The 14,878-nt window shown below is 68.9% G+C and carries 17 protein-coding genes; 8 read left to right on the forward strand and 9 right to left on the reverse strand.

Annotated elements, in window-relative coordinates; all coding sequences use genetic code 11:
* Nucleotides 1-2 precede the first annotated feature (2 nt).
* The 3 genes from QWJ38_RS19240 (at nucleotide 3) to QWJ38_RS19250 (ending at nucleotide 3,138) form a co-directional block, all read left to right on the forward strand.
* Nucleotides 3-551: a DUF1415 domain-containing protein gene (locus tag QWJ38_RS19240; protein ID WP_290360735.1), complete on the forward strand. Its 549-nt coding sequence runs from the start codon at nucleotides 3-5 to the stop codon at nucleotides 549-551.
* 77 nt (nucleotides 552-628) lie between these two features.
* Nucleotides 629-2,320: a tetratricopeptide repeat protein gene (locus QWJ38_RS19245; RefSeq protein ID WP_290360736.1), complete on the forward strand. Its 1,692-nt coding sequence runs from the start codon at nucleotides 629-631 to the stop codon at nucleotides 2,318-2,320.
* Nucleotides 2,321-2,352: 32 nt separating this feature from the next.
* Nucleotides 2,353-3,138 (forward strand): fumarylacetoacetate hydrolase family protein, encoded by a 786-nt coding sequence (locus QWJ38_RS19250; protein ID WP_290360737.1) that lies wholly within the window; start codon nucleotides 2,353-2,355, stop codon nucleotides 3,136-3,138.
* Between the two features lie 241 nt (nucleotides 3,139-3,379).
* Here QWJ38_RS19250 and QWJ38_RS19255 read toward each other — a convergent pair whose 3' ends face one another.
* The 3 genes from QWJ38_RS19255 to QWJ38_RS19265 all read right to left on the reverse strand — a co-directional run bounded on the left by QWJ38_RS19255 (nucleotide 3,380) and on the right by QWJ38_RS19265 (nucleotide 4,739).
* The gene (locus tag QWJ38_RS19255; protein ID WP_290360738.1) at nucleotides 3,380-4,000 is read right to left on the reverse strand and encodes a glutathione S-transferase family protein; all 621 of its coding nucleotides are present in this window, start codon (nucleotides 3,998-4,000) and stop codon (nucleotides 3,380-3,382) included.
* Between the two features lie 52 nt (nucleotides 4,001-4,052).
* On the reverse strand, nucleotides 4,053-4,454 hold the full coding sequence (locus QWJ38_RS19260; protein WP_290360739.1) for a VOC family protein: 402 nt from the start codon (nucleotides 4,452-4,454) through the stop codon (nucleotides 4,053-4,055).
* Between the two features lie 90 nt (nucleotides 4,455-4,544).
* On the reverse strand, nucleotides 4,545-4,739 hold the full coding sequence (locus QWJ38_RS19265; RefSeq protein WP_290360740.1) for a hypothetical protein: 195 nt from the start codon (nucleotides 4,737-4,739) through the stop codon (nucleotides 4,545-4,547).
* 170 nt (nucleotides 4,740-4,909) lie between these two features.
* Here QWJ38_RS19265 and QWJ38_RS19270 point away from each other — a divergent pair, with 170 nt between their 5' ends.
* Both QWJ38_RS19270 and QWJ38_RS19275 read left to right on the forward strand, forming a co-directional pair.
* Complete coding sequence (locus QWJ38_RS19270; RefSeq protein WP_290360741.1) at nucleotides 4,910-5,314, forward strand: polyhydroxyalkanoate granule-associated phasin; 405 nt, start codon at nucleotides 4,910-4,912, stop codon at nucleotides 5,312-5,314.
* Between the two features lie 19 nt (nucleotides 5,315-5,333).
* Nucleotides 5,334-5,870, forward strand: a complete 537-nt coding sequence (locus QWJ38_RS19275; protein ID WP_290360742.1) for a DUF421 domain-containing protein — start codon at nucleotides 5,334-5,336, stop codon at nucleotides 5,868-5,870.
* Here QWJ38_RS19275 and QWJ38_RS19280 read toward each other — a convergent pair.
* Nucleotides 5,846-6,703, reverse strand: coding sequence for a lipase family protein (locus QWJ38_RS19280; RefSeq protein ID WP_290360743.1), 858 nt, complete (start codon nucleotides 6,701-6,703; stop codon nucleotides 5,846-5,848). The genes QWJ38_RS19275 and QWJ38_RS19280 overlap by 25 nt on opposite strands.
* Nucleotides 6,704-6,833: 130 nt before the next feature.
* Between QWJ38_RS19280 and QWJ38_RS19285 the strand changes: the two genes are divergently transcribed.
* Nucleotides 6,834-8,312 carry an alkaline phosphatase D family protein gene (locus tag QWJ38_RS19285; protein ID WP_290360744.1) on the forward strand — a complete coding sequence of 493 codons (1,479 nt, stop codon included), beginning with the start codon at nucleotides 6,834-6,836 and terminating at the stop codon, nucleotides 8,310-8,312.
* A gap of 15 nt (nucleotides 8,313-8,327) precedes the next feature.
* Nucleotides 8,328-9,164: a hypothetical protein gene (locus QWJ38_RS19290; protein ID WP_290360745.1), complete on the forward strand. Its 837-nt coding sequence runs from the start codon at nucleotides 8,328-8,330 to the stop codon at nucleotides 9,162-9,164.
* 9 nt (nucleotides 9,165-9,173) lie between these two features.
* Here QWJ38_RS19290 and QWJ38_RS19295 read toward each other — a convergent pair whose 3' ends face one another.
* The 5 genes from QWJ38_RS19295 to rquA form a co-directional block, all read right to left on the reverse strand.
* The gene (locus tag QWJ38_RS19295) at nucleotides 9,174-11,195 is read right to left on the reverse strand and encodes an MtrB/PioB family decaheme-associated outer membrane protein (protein ID WP_290360746.1); all 2,022 of its coding nucleotides are present in this window, start codon (nucleotides 11,193-11,195) and stop codon (nucleotides 9,174-9,176) included.
* Between the two features lie 28 nt (nucleotides 11,196-11,223).
* Nucleotides 11,224-12,225: a DmsE family decaheme c-type cytochrome gene (locus QWJ38_RS19300; RefSeq protein WP_290360747.1), complete on the reverse strand. Its 1,002-nt coding sequence runs from the start codon at nucleotides 12,223-12,225 to the stop codon at nucleotides 11,224-11,226.
* A 63-nt stretch (nucleotides 12,226-12,288) separates the two neighbouring features.
* A complete protein-coding gene (locus QWJ38_RS19305) occupies nucleotides 12,289-12,903 on the reverse strand; it encodes a NapC/NirT family cytochrome c (protein WP_290360748.1) in 615 nt (204 codons plus the stop codon).
* 59 nt (nucleotides 12,904-12,962) lie between these two features.
* Complete coding sequence (locus QWJ38_RS19310) at nucleotides 12,963-13,298, reverse strand: c-type cytochrome (protein ID WP_290360749.1); 336 nt, start codon at nucleotides 13,296-13,298, stop codon at nucleotides 12,963-12,965.
* A gap of 117 nt (nucleotides 13,299-13,415) precedes the next feature.
* Nucleotides 13,416-14,150, reverse strand: a complete 735-nt coding sequence (gene rquA, locus QWJ38_RS19315) for a rhodoquinone biosynthesis methyltransferase RquA (RefSeq protein ID WP_290360750.1) — start codon at nucleotides 14,148-14,150, stop codon at nucleotides 13,416-13,418.
* 391 nt (nucleotides 14,151-14,541) lie between these two features.
* On the opposite strand from rquA, the gene QWJ38_RS19320 reads away from it, so the two are divergent.
* Nucleotides 14,542-14,832, forward strand: coding sequence for a co-chaperone GroES (locus tag QWJ38_RS19320; RefSeq protein WP_290360751.1), 291 nt, complete (start codon nucleotides 14,542-14,544; stop codon nucleotides 14,830-14,832).
* The last annotated feature ends 46 nt before the right edge of the window (nucleotides 14,833-14,878 follow it).

The following is a 14,878-nucleotide window of genomic DNA, read 5'->3' on the forward strand; positions in this document are numbered from 1 at the left end:
TCATGACCGAACAAGAGATCGAAACCATCCGCCAGCAGACCCAGGCCTGGCTGGAGAAGGCCGTGATAGGCCTGAACCTCTGCCCGTTCGCGAAGAGCGTGCACGTCAACCAGCGCCTGCGCTATGTGGTGAGCAGCGCGACGACGCCGGAGGAGCTGCTGAAGGAGCTGGCGCGCGAGCTGCTGTTCCTGAAACGTGCCGATCCGGACGAGATCGAGACCACCCTGGTGATCCATCCGCTGCTGCTGCAGGACTTCCTCGACTTCAACGACTTCCTCGGCGCCGCCGACGCCCTGATCGAGGACCTGGAGCTCGACGGCGAGCTGCAGTTCGCCAACTTCCATCCGCAGTACCAGTTCGCCGGCACCGCGCCGGATGACATCACCAACTACACGAACCGCTCGCCCTACCCGACCCTGCACATCCTGCGCGAGAGCAGCATCGAGCGGGCGACCGAGACGATGGCCGATACCGATGCCATCTTCGAGACGAATATCGAAACGATGGAGAAGCTCGGCCACGCAGGCTGGGCGGCCCTCGGACTGAAATAGGCAGCGGCCCAGGCTAACCCCGTTGACTCGGCTGCGCCGGGCGGGCAAGGTGAGCCCTCCTCGACCCCGGTCTCGCGATGGGCAATCACCGCCTTGCCAACCGTTCGCTGCTCGTCGTTGCTGCCGCCCTGCTGGCCGCGGCCTGTGGCATCGCGCCGCTGCAGCCCGACCGCCAGGCCCGCGCGCCGCGGCTGGACGGCTTCGGCACGGCCACCCTGGCCGTCCAGAGCCCTTCGGCCGAGGCCCGGCAGCTGTTCGCCCAGGGCATGGGCCAGGCCTATGGCTTCAACGAGCGCGAGGCGCAGCGCAGCTTCAAGGCGGCGCTGGCCCTGGACCCGGACTGCGCGATGTGCGCCTGGGGCGTGGCCTGGCAGATGGGCCCCAATATCAACTGGACCGAACGCCAGGGCGTGAAGGACGCCCTGCCCTATCTGGACCACGCACTGCGGCGCGCCGCGACGCTGCCGCCGCGCGATCGTGAGCTGATCGGGGCGCTGGCGCTGCGCTATGCCCATGCCAGCGAGGCGCGCAATATCGCGCCGCTGCAGGCCCAGGTCTGCGGCGCCGGCGCCGGCAACGAGGAGAAGGCCGATCCGCTGGACATCGCCTATGCCGAGCGGATGCGACTGCTGGCCGATCGCTACCCGGACGATCCCGATGTGCTGAGCCTGTATGCCGAGGCGGAACTGATCGCCACCCGCGTCGACTGGTGGGATGAGCGCGGCCAGCCGGCCGGCCGCATCGGCGAGCTGGCCGACAAGCTTGAGGCGGCGCTGACCCGCCAGCCGCGACACACCGGGCTCAACCATTACCTGATCCATACCGTCGACGATGTGCACCAGGCCGGGCGCGCCGAGGCGGCGGCCGACCGGCTCGGCGCGCTGGCGCCGAAGTCACCGCGTCTGCTGCACATGCCCTCGCATACCTACGCGCAGATCGGTCGTTATGCCGATGCCGAGCGCGTCAATGCCGAGGCGCTGGCGGCGGACGAGGCGATGCGCGCCACGCTCAAGCAGCAGGGCTTCACGCCCGGCACCGACTGGCGCGGCCACAACGGCAATTTCCGCTGGTATGCCGCGCTGATGCAGGGCCGCGGCGAGCTGGCCCTGCAGGTGGCGCGCGCCAACAGCCTGCGCGGCGGCGGCGACCATGGCGGCACCCAGCCCCTGCTGACCCTGATGCGGCTGGAGCGCTGGGATGAGCTGCTGCGCGAGGCGCCACCGGCGGGCAAGGGCAGCAAGACCCTGGTGCTGACTGAGCTGGCGCGCGGCACCGCGCTGGCACGCCTGGGCCGCCCGGCCGAGGCCCGCGAGGCGCTGGCCCGGATGGAGCCGGCCGCGGCGATGCTGAACACCATGGCCGGCGAGCGGCCGGACTACATGAGCAAGCAGATGCGCGGCATCGCCGGCAGCGCGCAGGCCCGGCTGCGCGCCGAGATCGCGTCGGCCGAGGGCCGCCATGAAGAAGCGCTGGGCCAGCAGGCGCTGGCCATCACCGCAGCGAAGGACATCGACGGCGCCGAGCCGCCGCTGCTGGCCGCCGGCAACCGGCTCGCGCTGGGCGATATGCAGCTGCGTGCGCGCGACTGGGCCGCGGCCGAGCAGAGCTTCCGCCGCGACCTGGCCGAGCATCCGCAAAGCGGCTGGGCCCTGCGCGGCCTGAGCCAGGCGCTGCAGGCCCAGGACCGCCGGGCCGAGGCGGACGCCGCGCGCGCCGCGCTGGCAAGCGCCTGGGCCGAGGCGGACGCGGGCCTGCGCGGCCCGCTCTGAGTTTTCGTTCCACCAGCCAAGGAGACCGCCAGATGGATCGCCGCACGATGATCAGCAGTTCCGCCGCCAGCGTGGCAGCCGGCGCGCTCGCCGGCTGCGCCAGCGCTGGCAGCAGCAGCAAACCCGGCACGCCGTTCGAGCTGGCACCCAGCACGATCGCCATCGTCGGCAGCGAGCAGCGTTTTCCGGTGCGGCGCATCTACTGCATAGGCCGCAACTACGCGGCCCATGCGCGCGAGATGGGCAGCGACCCAACGCGCGAGCCGCCCTTCTTCTTCCAGAAACCGGCCGACGCAATCCAGAACGTCGCACCGGGCACGGTCGCCGATCACCCCTACCCGACCCTGACCAAGAACTACCACTACGAGGTCGAACTGGTCGCCGCCCTGCACAAGGGCGGCCGCAATGTGACGCCGGAAGCCGCGCTGGACCTGGTCTACGGCTATGCGATCGGCCTGGACATGACGCGACGCGATCTGCAGCGCGCGATGGGCGACGAGAAGAAGCCCTGGGAGATCGGCAAGAGCTTCGATATGTCGGCGCCCATCGGCCCGCTGCATCCGGTCGCGCAGACCGGCCATTTCAGCCAGGGTGCGATCTGGCTCAAGGTCAATGGTCAGACCAAGCAGAACGCCAATCTGAACCAGATGATCTGGAACGTGGCCGAGCAGATCAGCCGCCTGTCACAGGCCTTCGAACTGAAGCCGGGCGACATCATCTACAGCGGCACGCCGGAGAACGTCGGCCCGGTCGTGCGCGGCGATGTGATCGATTGCCATATCGACGGCCTGCCCAATCTGGGCATCAAGATCGTCTGAACCGGGCTCGCCGCCGTCCGGGCCGAGGCCGGCGGCCGCGAGTTCGAACAGACTGGCGAAACAGAAGGCGCTCATCGCGTGCATCCCGAGCCGGAGATGAATCCAGCTTAGACAGGCGCGCGGCACCCTCCTGTCGTCCGAGCGCCTCTTGCGCTGTCGGACGAGGCGCACAAGACCTCAGCGGCGTCGGCAGCACGCCCCCACGAACAAAGGTCAGGACTTGCTGAAAACGCGGTTCGGCTCAGGCCGGGCCGAACCGGCCCTCGCCATGCGGCGCGGCGGCAAAGGCCGGCAGCGCCTCGGCGGCGGCCGAGAAGGACTCCAGCCGCGGGTGTGTGTCGGCGCTCAAGAGATCGCCGGCGGTCTGCCGCGCGAAATGCCAGGCGACGGCCAGGCTCAGCCCGTCCTGCCGCGTCGCCTCGGGCGCCGCCCCCTGCCCCAGCTCGGCCTCCAGCAGGGCAAAGGCGGCTTGCATCTGGCCGGTCACCCGCTCCAGCCAGGGCGCGTGCTGCTTGTCCGGCGGCCGCAAGCGGCGTTCGTAGAGCAGCTGCACGCTCTTCTCGCAGGCGGCCATCGCCAGGCCTATCGTGCGCAGCGCGCGCAGGCGTTGTGCGGGCTGGTCCGGCAGCAGGCTGCGGCCGGCCAGACTCTCGGCGTAGTCGATGATCAGTGTGGAATCCACCAGCACCTGGCCGTCCTCGCAGACCAGGGTGGGCACCTTGACGACCGGATTGATCGCCTGGAACTGATCGAAGTTGCGGAACACCGACAGCGGCCGGTGCTCGAAGCGCAGGCCCAGCAGCTGCAGCGAGATCGCGACGCGGCGCACATAGGGCGAATCGAGCATTCCGATCAGTTGCATGGCGGCAGCGCAGTGGGGGGACGGGCCGCCATCGTAGCGAAGGCGCGCCGCTTCAGGCCAGATCCTCGTGCAGGCAGAGGATATTGCCCTCGGTGTCCTCGAACCAGGCGGCCTTCTCGGCGCCCAGCACGCAGACATGGCCGACCGTCTTCAGCCCCGGCAAATCGTAGTCGGCGAAGGCCACGCCGCGCTGCTGCAGCCCTTCGATCGCCGCGGCGATGTCGTCGACGCGAAAGCTCAGCGCCGTGTGCCGCGCCTGCGTGCCCTCGGGCTTGGGGATCAGCGCGATCTCGGTGCCGCCGCAGCGGTAGACGAATTTGCCGTCGGGCTTGCTGCCGATCGCCTCCAGGCCCAGCGCCTCGCCGTAGAAGCGCCGCGCCCGGTCGAGGTCCTTGACCGGCAGCATGCAGGTCGCGTGGCTGCTGGGGAATCCGGCATTGCTGCTTGTGCTCATGATGGCCCGCTCCTGAGACGCCCGGCCGGCGGCCGGTCCATGCTCATGTTTAGGCCCTGGCCGGCCCGCGCGCCAGCCCAAGCTCGGGCCTCAGGCCGTCTCGATCTGCGCGGCCGCCAGCTGCTGGTCGAGGGCCGGCGCCACATCGGCCGGCTCGAACACGCCGGCGCACAGGCCGATCAGGGTCGAGGCGGCGATCAGGCTGACCCAGCTTTGCGGGTCGCGCAAATATTGGCTCAGGGGCTGGCTCAGGGCTTGGCTCAGCAGCTTGCGGATGGTGGGCATGGCGATCTCCAAAGGGATGGGCGGCTTGGTCGAAAATGTACTGTATGAACATACAGTTCGCAAGTGCGCGCTGCTTTTGTAGGACGCCGCCGCGACTTCCGGACGGCCGCGCTGGGCGGCCTTCCGAATGCATAGACTGAAGCGCAATCCATGCATCACCGAGGTTTGCCATGTCCGCCAGACGTTCACGCAAGACAGCCCGTCTCGCTAGCCAGACAGCCGAGCTGGCCCTGGTCGCCCCGCAGGTCATTGCGCACCGGGTCGGCCGCATGATCGCGGCCGGCCACCAGCCGACACCCCGCGATCGGGCCGAATTCAATCGCATGGGCAGCGAAAAGTTCGCCGCCTTCACCACCGCCTGGATCGCGATGGGCCTGCGGGCCTGGCAGCTGCAGCAGCAGATCGGGCTCGCGCTGTTGCGCAGCTGGTGGACACCCTGGGCCTGGTCCCGCCCCGGCGCATCGCCGCTGCCGGGCCTGCTGTCCGGTGGCGTGCTGAGCATCGCCGGCAAGGGCATCGCGCCGCTGCATGCGACGGCCAGCGCCAATCTGCGCCGGCTGTCGCGGCGCCGCTGAACGAGCGCAGCGGGCCCAGATGGACATGCTGCGCGAGCTGTTCAGTTTCCAGATGAATCCCTGGGAACTGGTGCTGCGCGGCAGCGCGATCTACTGGTTCCTGTTCGTGCTGTTCCGCTTCGTGCTGCGCCGCGACGTCGGCTCGATCGGCATCGCCGACATCCTGCTGCTGGTGCTGATCGCCGACGCCTCGCAGAACGCGATGGCCGGCCCCTACGAGACGGTGGCCGAAGGCATGCTGCTGGTCGGGACGATCGCCGGCTGGAACCTGCTGCTCGACTGGGCCAGCTACCGCAGCAAGCGCCTGCGCGCCATCGTCGATCCGCCGCCGGTCGTGCTGGTGCGGCGCGGCCGCCTGATCCTGTCGACGCTGCGCAGCCAGCTGATCACCGTGCCGGAGCTGATGAGCAAGCTGCGCGAGCATGGCATCGAGAAGCTCGACGAGGTCAAGATCGCGCGCATGGAGTCGGACGGTGAGGTCAGCGTGATCCGCTTCCCCGACAAGCCGGAACCGGCCGAGGCGGCCCCCGATCAGGGCCAGAACGCGCGCAGATAGTTGATCGGCGCATGGTCGGCCAGGTCGCGGATCAGCACCGTGCCGAGCCGGAAGGCCTGTTCGCCCAGATAGGCGTGGCGCGCCGCCTGGCGGTCGGCGTCGATCAGTTCGGCCGAGGGGCTGGCATGGCGCTGGCCGGCGCGGTCGATGTAGACGAAGTCGGCACCGACATGGCGGAAGTCCAGGCCCGCCGGCGGCAATTCGGTGACCACGTCGCAGCAGCCGACGACGCGCAGCGGCTCCAAGGACGAGGCCTCGAGATCGGCGGCGAAGTCGGCATCGCCGACCCGCGGCGAGCCCAGCGTCACCAGCCGCTGGGCGCCGGCCGGCAGCGCCAGCAGGGTCGCGATCGCCGCACCGAGGCTGTGGCCGCAGACGATCAGGCGCTGCGGTCGCGCCGCCGCGAGCCAGCGCTGGACCTCGGGCCACAGGCCCAGGGCGGTGTGGCGAAAACCGGCGTGGACCTTGCCGCGGCCCAGCTCCCAGGGCTTCAGCACGAAGCGCACATCGCTGACCAGGTCGCCCACATGGTCCGGCTGCGTGCCGCGGAAGGCGAGCAGGCCCAGGCCCTCGGCATTGACGCAGCCATAGCCCTGGCCGTCGCTGTCGGCATGGCTGAACAGCTCGGGCCGGCCGAAGCCGGCCAGGGCCAGCGCTTGCGCCAGCCGTTCGAGCTGCTCGGCCTCCTCGTCGTAGCGGTAGTAGGCCAGCCGCGCCGCCTCCAGCGCCAGCTGCACCTCGTCGCCCGTTGCCAGGCCTTGCGCGAACAGGGTCTCGCGCGCCTCCGGATGGAACAGGGCCTTGCGGCTGGCGTCATAGGGAATCTGCGGCATGGCGGACCTCGCGGGCACAGTTGCCGCATCGTCTAGCGCCGCCGCGCCGGCTGAACATCCCTAAGCCGATGCCCCCGGCCGCCGGACGTCGATGTCACAGTAGCCTTGTCCGGGCAACAGGGGTGGCTACATGATGCTCGCTGCGTATTCGCTGGCCGCGGCGCCCGCCGAACTGCGCATCTGGGTCGGCATCTTCGACACCGCGACGCCGCAGCCACCGAATCTGCGACTGGCCGGCGGCGGGGGGCAGGTCGAGGCGCTGGCGCCGCTGACGCCGATCCGCGACCGCATCACCGATGCGCAGGGCCGGCCGCTGAACCACCGCGGCGTGTTCCGCATCAGCGGCCTGGCCGAGGCGACGAGCTACACGGTGCTGATCGAGGTCGCCGGCCAGGCGCTGCCGCCGCTGAAGACGCACACGCTGCCGCGCGCGCTGCCGCGAAAGCTGGACGGCAGCTTCAACATCCTCCTGTGCTCCTGCTACTCGCAGCCCGAGGACGGCGCCGGCCTGGTCGGCACCATCGCCTCGCAGATCATGCTGCGCACCGACATGACCCTGATGATGGGCGACCAGATCTACGGCGACCTGCCGATCTTCGAGGACCTGCCCGAGGACGATGCCGGCGTCGCCCGCAAGCTGGCGCGCAAGTACCGGCGCAATTTCGTCGATTCGCAGCTGGGCAGCGGCGGCCTCGGCCCGCTGCTGGCGCGCGCGCCCTATGTCTGCGTCGCCGACGACCACGAGTACTGGAACAACTACCCCTACCGCCAGACCCAGCTGCCCAAGACCTGGACCGAGGCGGGCCGCCGGCAATGGGCCGCCATCGCCAAGGATCTCTACGAGGACTACCAGCTCGACGGCCCGGCCGGCGGCTGCAAGCGCATCGACATCGAGCCGCTGAGCATGCTGGTCGTCGATATGCGCAGCCTGCGCGACGATCGCTTCGGCCTGCTGATGGCGCCGCCGGCGCTGCAGCAGTTCGCCGCCTGGGAGGCCGATCTGCAGGCGCGCCGCGCCGCCGGCCAGCCGGCCTTCGGCATGCTGGTCTCCGGCCAGGCCCTGCTGGTCGAGCCGGCCAGCGCCAGCAAGCGGCTCAGCGAAGACGCCGAGATGAGCAATTACGCGCAATACCTGGACACCATCCTGCCGGCGCTGGAGCGGCTGTCGGCGGCCGGCATCCCGGTGCTCTACGTGACCGGCGACGTGCACTGGAGCCGGGTCGCCCGCGTGCGCGATATGGGCAGCGGCCGCACGACGCTGTACGAGGTGATCGTCTCGCCGTCCTGCCTGATCCGCGTGCCGGGGCTGGACGCGGCCAAGCAGACGCTGAACGGCATCAGCGGCATCTTCGGCACGGCCAAGCCCTGGCCACGCCACGGCAAGGCCGCGCCGCTGCCCAAGCGCCTGCGCGAGCAGGGCCGCTTCGCCCCCTATGCCGACAAGGGTGGGCTGGGTCCGCTCGAGCTGCAGGGTGACCGCATCGCCGTGCTGTCGCTGACCCGCGCCGGCGGCGGCATCGACTTCGAGGTCAGCTACTACGGCATCTCGGGCGACAAGGCGCTGGCCCGCTCGATCACGACGCCGGCCTGCCAGATGCGCAATATCTGAACACGGGAGACCGCCATGACACGCCAAGCCCGCTCCACCAGCAGCACGCCGAACCCGGACTTCCGCGCGCTGAAGCGCAAGCGCGGCCAGGGCAATGTGGACTGGTGCGAGCGGGTGCGGCGCGAGATGCGCGAAGCGACACCCGAGCAATGGAGCCTGATCGCGCTGATCGGCGGCGCGGACACCTTGTCGTTCCGGCTGCGCATCGCGCAATCGCATCTGCGGCCGGACATGCAGCCCTCCTACTGGTCGGAAGCGCTGCTGCTGGTGCCGGAGGGCGCGGCGCTGGCCGGCGCGCGCGCGATCCATGTGCCGCTGATGCAGCCGGACGGGCCCGAGTACGGGCCGAAGAGCAATGGCGTGGTCAGCACGCCGCTGACCGCCTTCGACGACGCGCAGCGCTATCCGAACATCGCGCTCATCGCGCTGCCGCTGCCGCAGGCGCGCGTGCTGGCGCGGGTCGACGCCTTCATGAGCTCGCGCTCGACCCTGGACACGCTCGAGCATGTGCTGCGCTGGCTGGCCTTTTCCTGGGGTGTGGCCAAGACCGGCAACCCGCTGCACGAGAACTACGGCCTGCCCTCGGCCTGCATGCTGGAGACCGTCTGCGCGGCCGAGGAGTTCGACCTGACCCCGGGCCTCGAGTCGCGCGCCTCCTGCCCCGAGGCGATCTGGAGCGCCGCCCGGCACTGGCACGACTACTTCATCAAGACCGGCGGTCAGAAGCCCTTCGGCCGCTACGCGATCGACCATGCCTACCCGATCATGGAGTCGGCGCGCACCGCCCTGCCGGCGGCGCCGCAAGCCAAGGCCGCGGCCAAATCCGCAGCCAAGGCCGGTCGGCGGCGCTGAGCGCCGCGCTCACCACATCCGGTAGACCAGGGACAGGCCGAAGAAGGTGCTGCTGGTGTTGGGGTTCACGACGGTCGTGCCGTCGGTGAAGCGCCAGCCGGCCCAGGTCCAGTCATTGGTGTTGAAGCGGTCGTAGCCGAGGTCCATGCGCACCGACAGGTTCTTCTTCACCGCATACTGGCCGAACAGCCGCGCCGTCGTGTGCTTGGTGCCGATATCGGGCAGCAGGGCCTCCGGCGGCATCACCGCATTGAGCTGGTAGACGTTGGTGTCCTTGGCGTACTGCAGATCGGCGCCCAGGTCGAAGGCGCTGCCGATCTTGCCGCGCAGCCCCAGGCCATAGGCCTCGCCCTTGTTGCGCATGCGCGCTTCCCAGTTCTGGACCGGCACCAGGGTGCCGTTGGCGCTGTTCGATCTCGTCGTCTGGTTCAGCTTGCTGTCGTCGTTCGAGATCCAGCCCAGCAGCTGCCAGTTCTCGTTCAGCTGGTAGTTGCCGTCCAGCGAGATGTACTGGGCCCGACCGTCCTCGGGGCCCAGATTGCGCGTGTGGTACTTGTCGCGCGCCGCGTCGACGATCAGCTGCAGCGACAAGGTCTCGATCGGCACCCAGTCCAGCGTCAGGCGCAGTTTCTCGCGCTTGCGGTCGGCGAAATGGATCGGGTCTACCAGGTCGGCCGCCGTGTTGTTGTTGGCGTCGAGGAAGTCGGAGCCGTCGCGGTCGGCCCAGTGCAGGGCCAGCGAGCCGTTCAGCGTTTCGGACAGGCTGCGCCGCACCTCGAAGCGCAGTGTGGTCTCGTCGTTCTCGGCCCGCCAGCTGGCCTGGCGGATGGCCAGCACCGAGCGCTTGCGCCGCTCGTAATCGACGCCGCCGGTCAGGCGCAGATCGATGGGCAGCAGATAGGAGGCCTCGGCCTTGGCCTGCGTCGTGGTGCGCGAGAAGGGCGTGTTGAAGCCGTCGCGGCTGCTGGAGGCGTCGATGTACTGGTACAGCGGCGTCTTGTCGTCGCGGTCCTCGTAGCGCAGATTGGCCAGGAGGCTCAGCTGGCTGCTCGGCCGCGAGCTGATGCCGGCCTGGATCAGCGTCGTGTCGACCTCGCCGCCCAGATTGGTGTTCGTGACGCTGGGCCGCGTCGCCGTCGTGTAGAAGGTCTCGTTCTGCTTGCCGCGCGTGTAGGCGGCCTTGAAATTGGCACGCGTCGTCGGCGAGAAGCTGTAGCCGCCGCCGAGGAAGATCTGATGCGATTCGTTGTCCGGCGCTAGCGCGATGTCGACGCCGGTGTTGACGTCGAGCACGCTGTTCTTGTTCTTGAAGGCGGTGCCGTAGTAGCCGGCCTGCAGCTGCAGCTTGTCGCTGGTATAGCCAAGGATCGCCTCCAGCTGCTCGCTGCGGTAGTCGATCGGGTCGGCCAGGAAGTCGGCCGTGCCGCGGCCGAATACGCGCGAGCCGTTCTTGTCCTCGCTGATGTAGCGGACCTGGAAGTCGAAGCCGGCCGGCAGCTGCTTGCCGAAGCCCAGCGTCGTGCGGTCGCGCCGCGTGTCCAGCATCACGTCGCGCAGCGCCGTGCCGTTGAGCGTCTGCGTGGCCGTGCCGATGCCGGCCAGGCCGGTATTGATCGTCAGCGGGTCGTAGCGCGGGATCTGGTTGTAGTCGATGAAGGCGCTCCAGTTGCCCTGGAGCTCGTATTCGCCGCGCAGTTCGCGGCTGTCGAGGCCGACATTGCGGCCGAAGACCCGGGTCCAGGCGCCGGTGGCGTCGTCGCGCCACAGGATGTCGGCGTCCAGCAGCAGGTAGCCGCCCTTCTTCCTCAGGCCGCTGTACTGGCCGAAGCGCCGGTTGTCGTCGCTCAGATAGCCGCCGCCGACGCTGATGGTCGACTCGGGCTTGGTCAGAGTCTTGATGTCCGGGCCTTCCTCGTCCTCGGCCAGCGCGGGCCCGCCCAGCGCCAGCAATGCGGCGCCGGCCAGCAGGCTGCGCCGGGCGCCGCGTGCCAGCGGGGCCGGCGATGCTTGCCATGTATGACGATGATTCATGTCGACCTCCGTGCAGGCTGGCCGCTCATCAGCGCCGCATCGAGCGCGATTCGGAGCTGTTCGTCGGGTTGTTGCTGCCATGGATGTTCGTGTGGCAGTTCAGGCAGGCGCGCGCCTGGGTGATACCGCGCGCGCCGGCCGTCGTGCCGGTGCCGGCCAGCAGGCCCGGCACATTGCCGCGGTGGCTGGTCGGCTCGTGGCATTGCTGGCACAGGAAGGGCGGCCGCGACTTCAAGAGGTTGGAGACCGTGCTGCCATGCGGGTTGTGGCACAGCGTGCAGTCTTCGGTGACCGGCTGGTGGTTGAAGATGAAAGGGCCACGCTTCTCGGCATGGCAGCTGTAGCAGGTGTCGACCACGCTGTCGCGCACCAGGAGCTTGACACCGGCCGTGCCATGCGGGTTGTGGCAGTCGGAGCAGGCCACCTTGCCCTCCACCACCGGGTGGTGCGACTGGCGGTTGAGCTGGGTGCGCTGCTCGCGGTGGCAGAGGAAGCAGACCTCGGGCTGGGTCTGCTTGTCGCGCACCTTGTCATGCTGCACATGCAGCTGATGGCAGGCCGTGCAGGGCACGTCGCGGTTCTCGTGGACGCTGCCCTGCCAGTGCGCACGCTTGCCACCCTGATGGCAGCTGAGGCAGGCGGAGTTCAGCTCGGCGGCCGGCACCGTCGTGCGCTTGCCGGGCGACTTGGGCACCGAGTCGACGCGCGAGACCGGCGACAGGCCCTGCAGCGCGCCGTCGAACACGCGATCCGGCTTGGGCCGGCCCTGCTCGCCTTCCCTGGGCTGGTTCTGCACATGGCGGGTGCTTTCGCCATGGCAGCTGGTGCAGGTCGGCGTGCGGCCGTCGGCCGCCGTGCCATGCTTGGTCTTGCCGATCGACAGCACCGGGTACATCTCCGACTCGTCGTGGCAGCGCGTGCAGACGGCATCGCCCTTCAGCACGGCATCGGCCGCACGCGCTGATTGGGCGCCCATGGCCAGCGCCATCGTCATCAAGACCCAGAGCCCCATGCCCCTGATGATCTTCATGGCTCACACCCCTTCAGCAAAAGACGGTCAGCGCTCGCCGCGAGCGGCCACCGCTTCTCGTCGTCATGGCTGCGGCTTCCTGCGGCCGTCCTTGTCGAACAACTCCTGCGGCCCCGGGCCTTCGGGCTCGTTGTGTGCGATGCCGAAATGGCAGTCGATGCAGGTCATGCCCTCGGCCTTGGCCTTGGCGTGGCGGGCCTGGGCACGTTCGTTCTGTTTCTCCGGGCTCATGCCCTCAGTGGAATGGCAGTTGCGGCAGGCCAGCGACTGGTTGGCCTTCATCCGCCCCCATTCCTTCTGCGCGAGCCGGGTCCGATGGGCCTCGTACTTCTCCGGCGTGTCGATCGTGCCCATCCACGAACCCCAGAGTTCGCCGGTGGCCTCGATCTTGCGGTAGATCTTCGGCCCCCATTCCTTGGGCACATGGCAGTCGGGGCAGCTCGCTCGCACGCCCGAACGGTTGCTGTAGTGGATGGTTTCCTTGTACTCGGCAAAGGCAGTGTCGCGCATCTCATGGCAGGAGATGCAGAAGGGCATGGTGTTGGTCGCCTCCAGCGCCGTGTGGAAACCGCCCCAGAACAGGATGCCGCCGATGCCGCCGATCGCCAGCAACACGAGCAAGGGCTTGGTACTGGGGCGCATCAGGAAGGCCCAGAACCGCCGCAACGCAGCAAACATCGCGCACCCCCTGGATTGGTCGGCCGGCCCCGGCCGGGACCGGCCTTTGTTCTAAAAGATCAGCGCGACAGGATCCACTGCGCCACGTTCTTGATCTCGGCCTCGCTGGCCGACTTCAGATTCGGGTGCGTTTCTTCCTTGCCATCGATCTTGACCTTGGGGCCGGTCGTCAGATGGGTGACGATCTTCTGCTCGGCATCGGCCTGGCCCTTGTACTTGGCGGCCACGTCCTTGAACGAGGGGCCGGTCTTGGCCTTGTCCACCGCATGGCACTTCAGGCAGTCGCTCTTGCGGGCCAGCGCCTGGGCCGCGCTCGCGTCGACCGCCCAGCTGGGCGCCGCGCAGGCGAGCGCGGAGACAATGAAAAGGGCTTGCGAACGAAAAAGCTTGCTCATCCGGAACCTCGCTTTCGCTGCTGGCGATCACTGTGCGTCGGGGATGCTAGCACCGACCCCACCCCGGGTCCAGGGTCAAATCTCGCCTGCCGGCAGCGGCGCCATGCCCCCGGCCGCTCAGCGAGTGATGACCAGCCGCTGGTAGAGGCCGCCGAAATAGGTCTGCTTCTCGATCGCCGCGATCGCCGCGTCGGCCGGCATGAAAGCGGCGATCTCCTGGCGCCACAGATCGATTGCATAGGGCTCCAGCCGATGGAAGACGGCCCGCATCGGCAGGCGCAGCGGATGCCAGGGCGGCGGACGGTGGTAGTCGACGATCACCAGGCGGCCGCCGGGCCGCAGCACCCGCAGCGCCTCGGCCAAGGTCGCGCGGCGGGTCGCCTCCGGCATCTCGTGCAGCAGGAAGAACAGCAGCACCCGCTCGTAGCTGGCGTCGGCGATGCCGGTCATGGCCGAGGCGTCGCCCAGGCGCAGCCGCACGCGCGGATCGGGCGCACCCAGCTTGCGCGCCAGATTGCTGAGCTGCACCGGCAGCACGTCGACGACGTCCAGCCCCGCATCGGGCGCCAGCCGCGCGCGCAGCCGCTCGGTCAGATTGCCGTAGACGCAGGCGATCTGCAGATTGCGCCCCTGCAGCGGCTCGCCCAGCGCCGTCAGCGCCGCATCGCAGAGCCGGCCGTAATTGCCCCACAGAATGGCGTTGACCAGCCAGTCGCGCTCGAACACCCGCACCGCATTCGGATGCACATAGGCCCACCAATAGGCCTGCTGCAGATAAGGCGGGACCGCCGCCGCTCGCGCAAGGGTCAGGTCGATGCTTGCCTCGCTGCCCGAGGACTGGAGAGTCGCCATGAGAAGTCCTCCATCCGCAAACGGAATCCCAATCTGAAAGGCCTGACCCCGCGAGCGCGTTGCCGGGTCGAATGCTAGCCCGAGGCGCCGCCGTGCGCGCAAGCGGCTTTCGGTAAAGATGCGGGGAAACCACGCCGCGGCGGCGCGGCGCGGCAAGTCGACGGTGGCGGGCACGCGGCAGGGACCGAGCCGCGATGCCCGCCGGCGCCGCTTCGGGCCCCCCTCTTGAAAGCCCATCGAGCGCCCCTATAATCCGACTGCTAGCACTCGCCACCATCGAGTGCTAATAAACGAAAGTCCCGGCCTGGCCAGGCTTTCATGGATCCCCGACGGAAGCCGGCCCTGCCGGTTTTCGTGGTTCTTGCTACCGAGAAATCTCAAGGAGATGTTGATGAAACTGCGTCCTCTGCACGATCGCGTGATCGTTCGCCGCCTGGAAAACGAGACCAAGACCGCCTCCGGCATCGTCATTCCCGACGCCGCCGCCGAGAAGCCGGACCAGGGCGAAGTGCTGGCCGTCGGTCCGGGCAAGCGCAATGACAAGGGCGAGTTCGTGGCCCTGAACGTCGCCGTCGGCGATCGCGTGCTGTTCGGCAAGTACTCGGGCCAGACCGTCAAGGTTGATGGCGAAGAACTGCTGGTGATGAAGGAAGAAGACCTCTTCGCTGTGGTCGCCAAGTAAAGCTACTGCGCGACTACCGGGCGTCGTTGGGCGGTGCTCGGGATCC

It is taken from the genome of Roseateles violae (genome assembly GCF_030410485.1).
Lineage (GTDB): Bacteria > Pseudomonadota > Gammaproteobacteria > Burkholderiales > Burkholderiaceae_C > Roseateles_D > Roseateles_D violae.

Coding starts and splice junctions, on each gene's coding strand:
- QWJ38_RS19240 (WP_290360735.1), top strand. CDS start 3: ATGACCGAACAAGAGATCGAAACCATCCGCCAGCAGACCCAGGCCTGG.
- QWJ38_RS19245 (WP_290360736.1), top strand. CDS start 629: ATGGGCAATCACCGCCTTGCCAACCGTTCGCTGCTCGTCGTTGCTGCC.
- QWJ38_RS19250 (WP_290360737.1), top strand. CDS start 2,353: ATGGATCGCCGCACGATGATCAGCAGTTCCGCCGCCAGCGTGGCAGCC.
- QWJ38_RS19255 (WP_290360738.1), bottom strand. CDS start 4,000: ATGCAACTGATCGGAATGCTCGATTCGCCCTATGTGCGCCGCGTCGCG.
- QWJ38_RS19260 (WP_290360739.1), bottom strand. CDS start 4,454: ATGAGCACAAGCAGCAATGCCGGATTCCCCAGCAGCCACGCGACCTGC.
- QWJ38_RS19265 (WP_290360740.1), bottom strand. CDS start 4,739: ATGCCCACCATCCGCAAGCTGCTGAGCCAAGCCCTGAGCCAGCCCCTG.
- QWJ38_RS19270 (WP_290360741.1), top strand. CDS start 4,910: ATGTCCGCCAGACGTTCACGCAAGACAGCCCGTCTCGCTAGCCAGACA.
- QWJ38_RS19275 (WP_290360742.1), top strand. CDS start 5,334: ATGGACATGCTGCGCGAGCTGTTCAGTTTCCAGATGAATCCCTGGGAA.
- QWJ38_RS19280 (WP_290360743.1), bottom strand. CDS start 6,703: ATGCCGCAGATTCCCTATGACGCCAGCCGCAAGGCCCTGTTCCATCCG.
- QWJ38_RS19285 (WP_290360744.1), top strand. CDS start 6,834: ATGATGCTCGCTGCGTATTCGCTGGCCGCGGCGCCCGCCGAACTGCGC.
- QWJ38_RS19290 (WP_290360745.1), top strand. CDS start 8,328: ATGACACGCCAAGCCCGCTCCACCAGCAGCACGCCGAACCCGGACTTC.
- QWJ38_RS19295 (WP_290360746.1), bottom strand. CDS start 11,195: ATGAATCATCGTCATACATGGCAAGCATCGCCGGCCCCGCTGGCACGC.
- QWJ38_RS19300 (WP_290360747.1), bottom strand. CDS start 12,225: ATGAAGATCATCAGGGGCATGGGGCTCTGGGTCTTGATGACGATGGCG.
- QWJ38_RS19305 (WP_290360748.1), bottom strand. CDS start 12,903: ATGTTTGCTGCGTTGCGGCGGTTCTGGGCCTTCCTGATGCGCCCCAGT.
- QWJ38_RS19310 (WP_290360749.1), bottom strand. CDS start 13,298: ATGAGCAAGCTTTTTCGTTCGCAAGCCCTTTTCATTGTCTCCGCGCTC.
- rquA (WP_290360750.1), bottom strand. CDS start 14,150: ATGGCGACTCTCCAGTCCTCGGGCAGCGAGGCAAGCATCGACCTGACC.
- QWJ38_RS19320 (WP_290360751.1), top strand. CDS start 14,542: ATGAAACTGCGTCCTCTGCACGATCGCGTGATCGTTCGCCGCCTGGAA.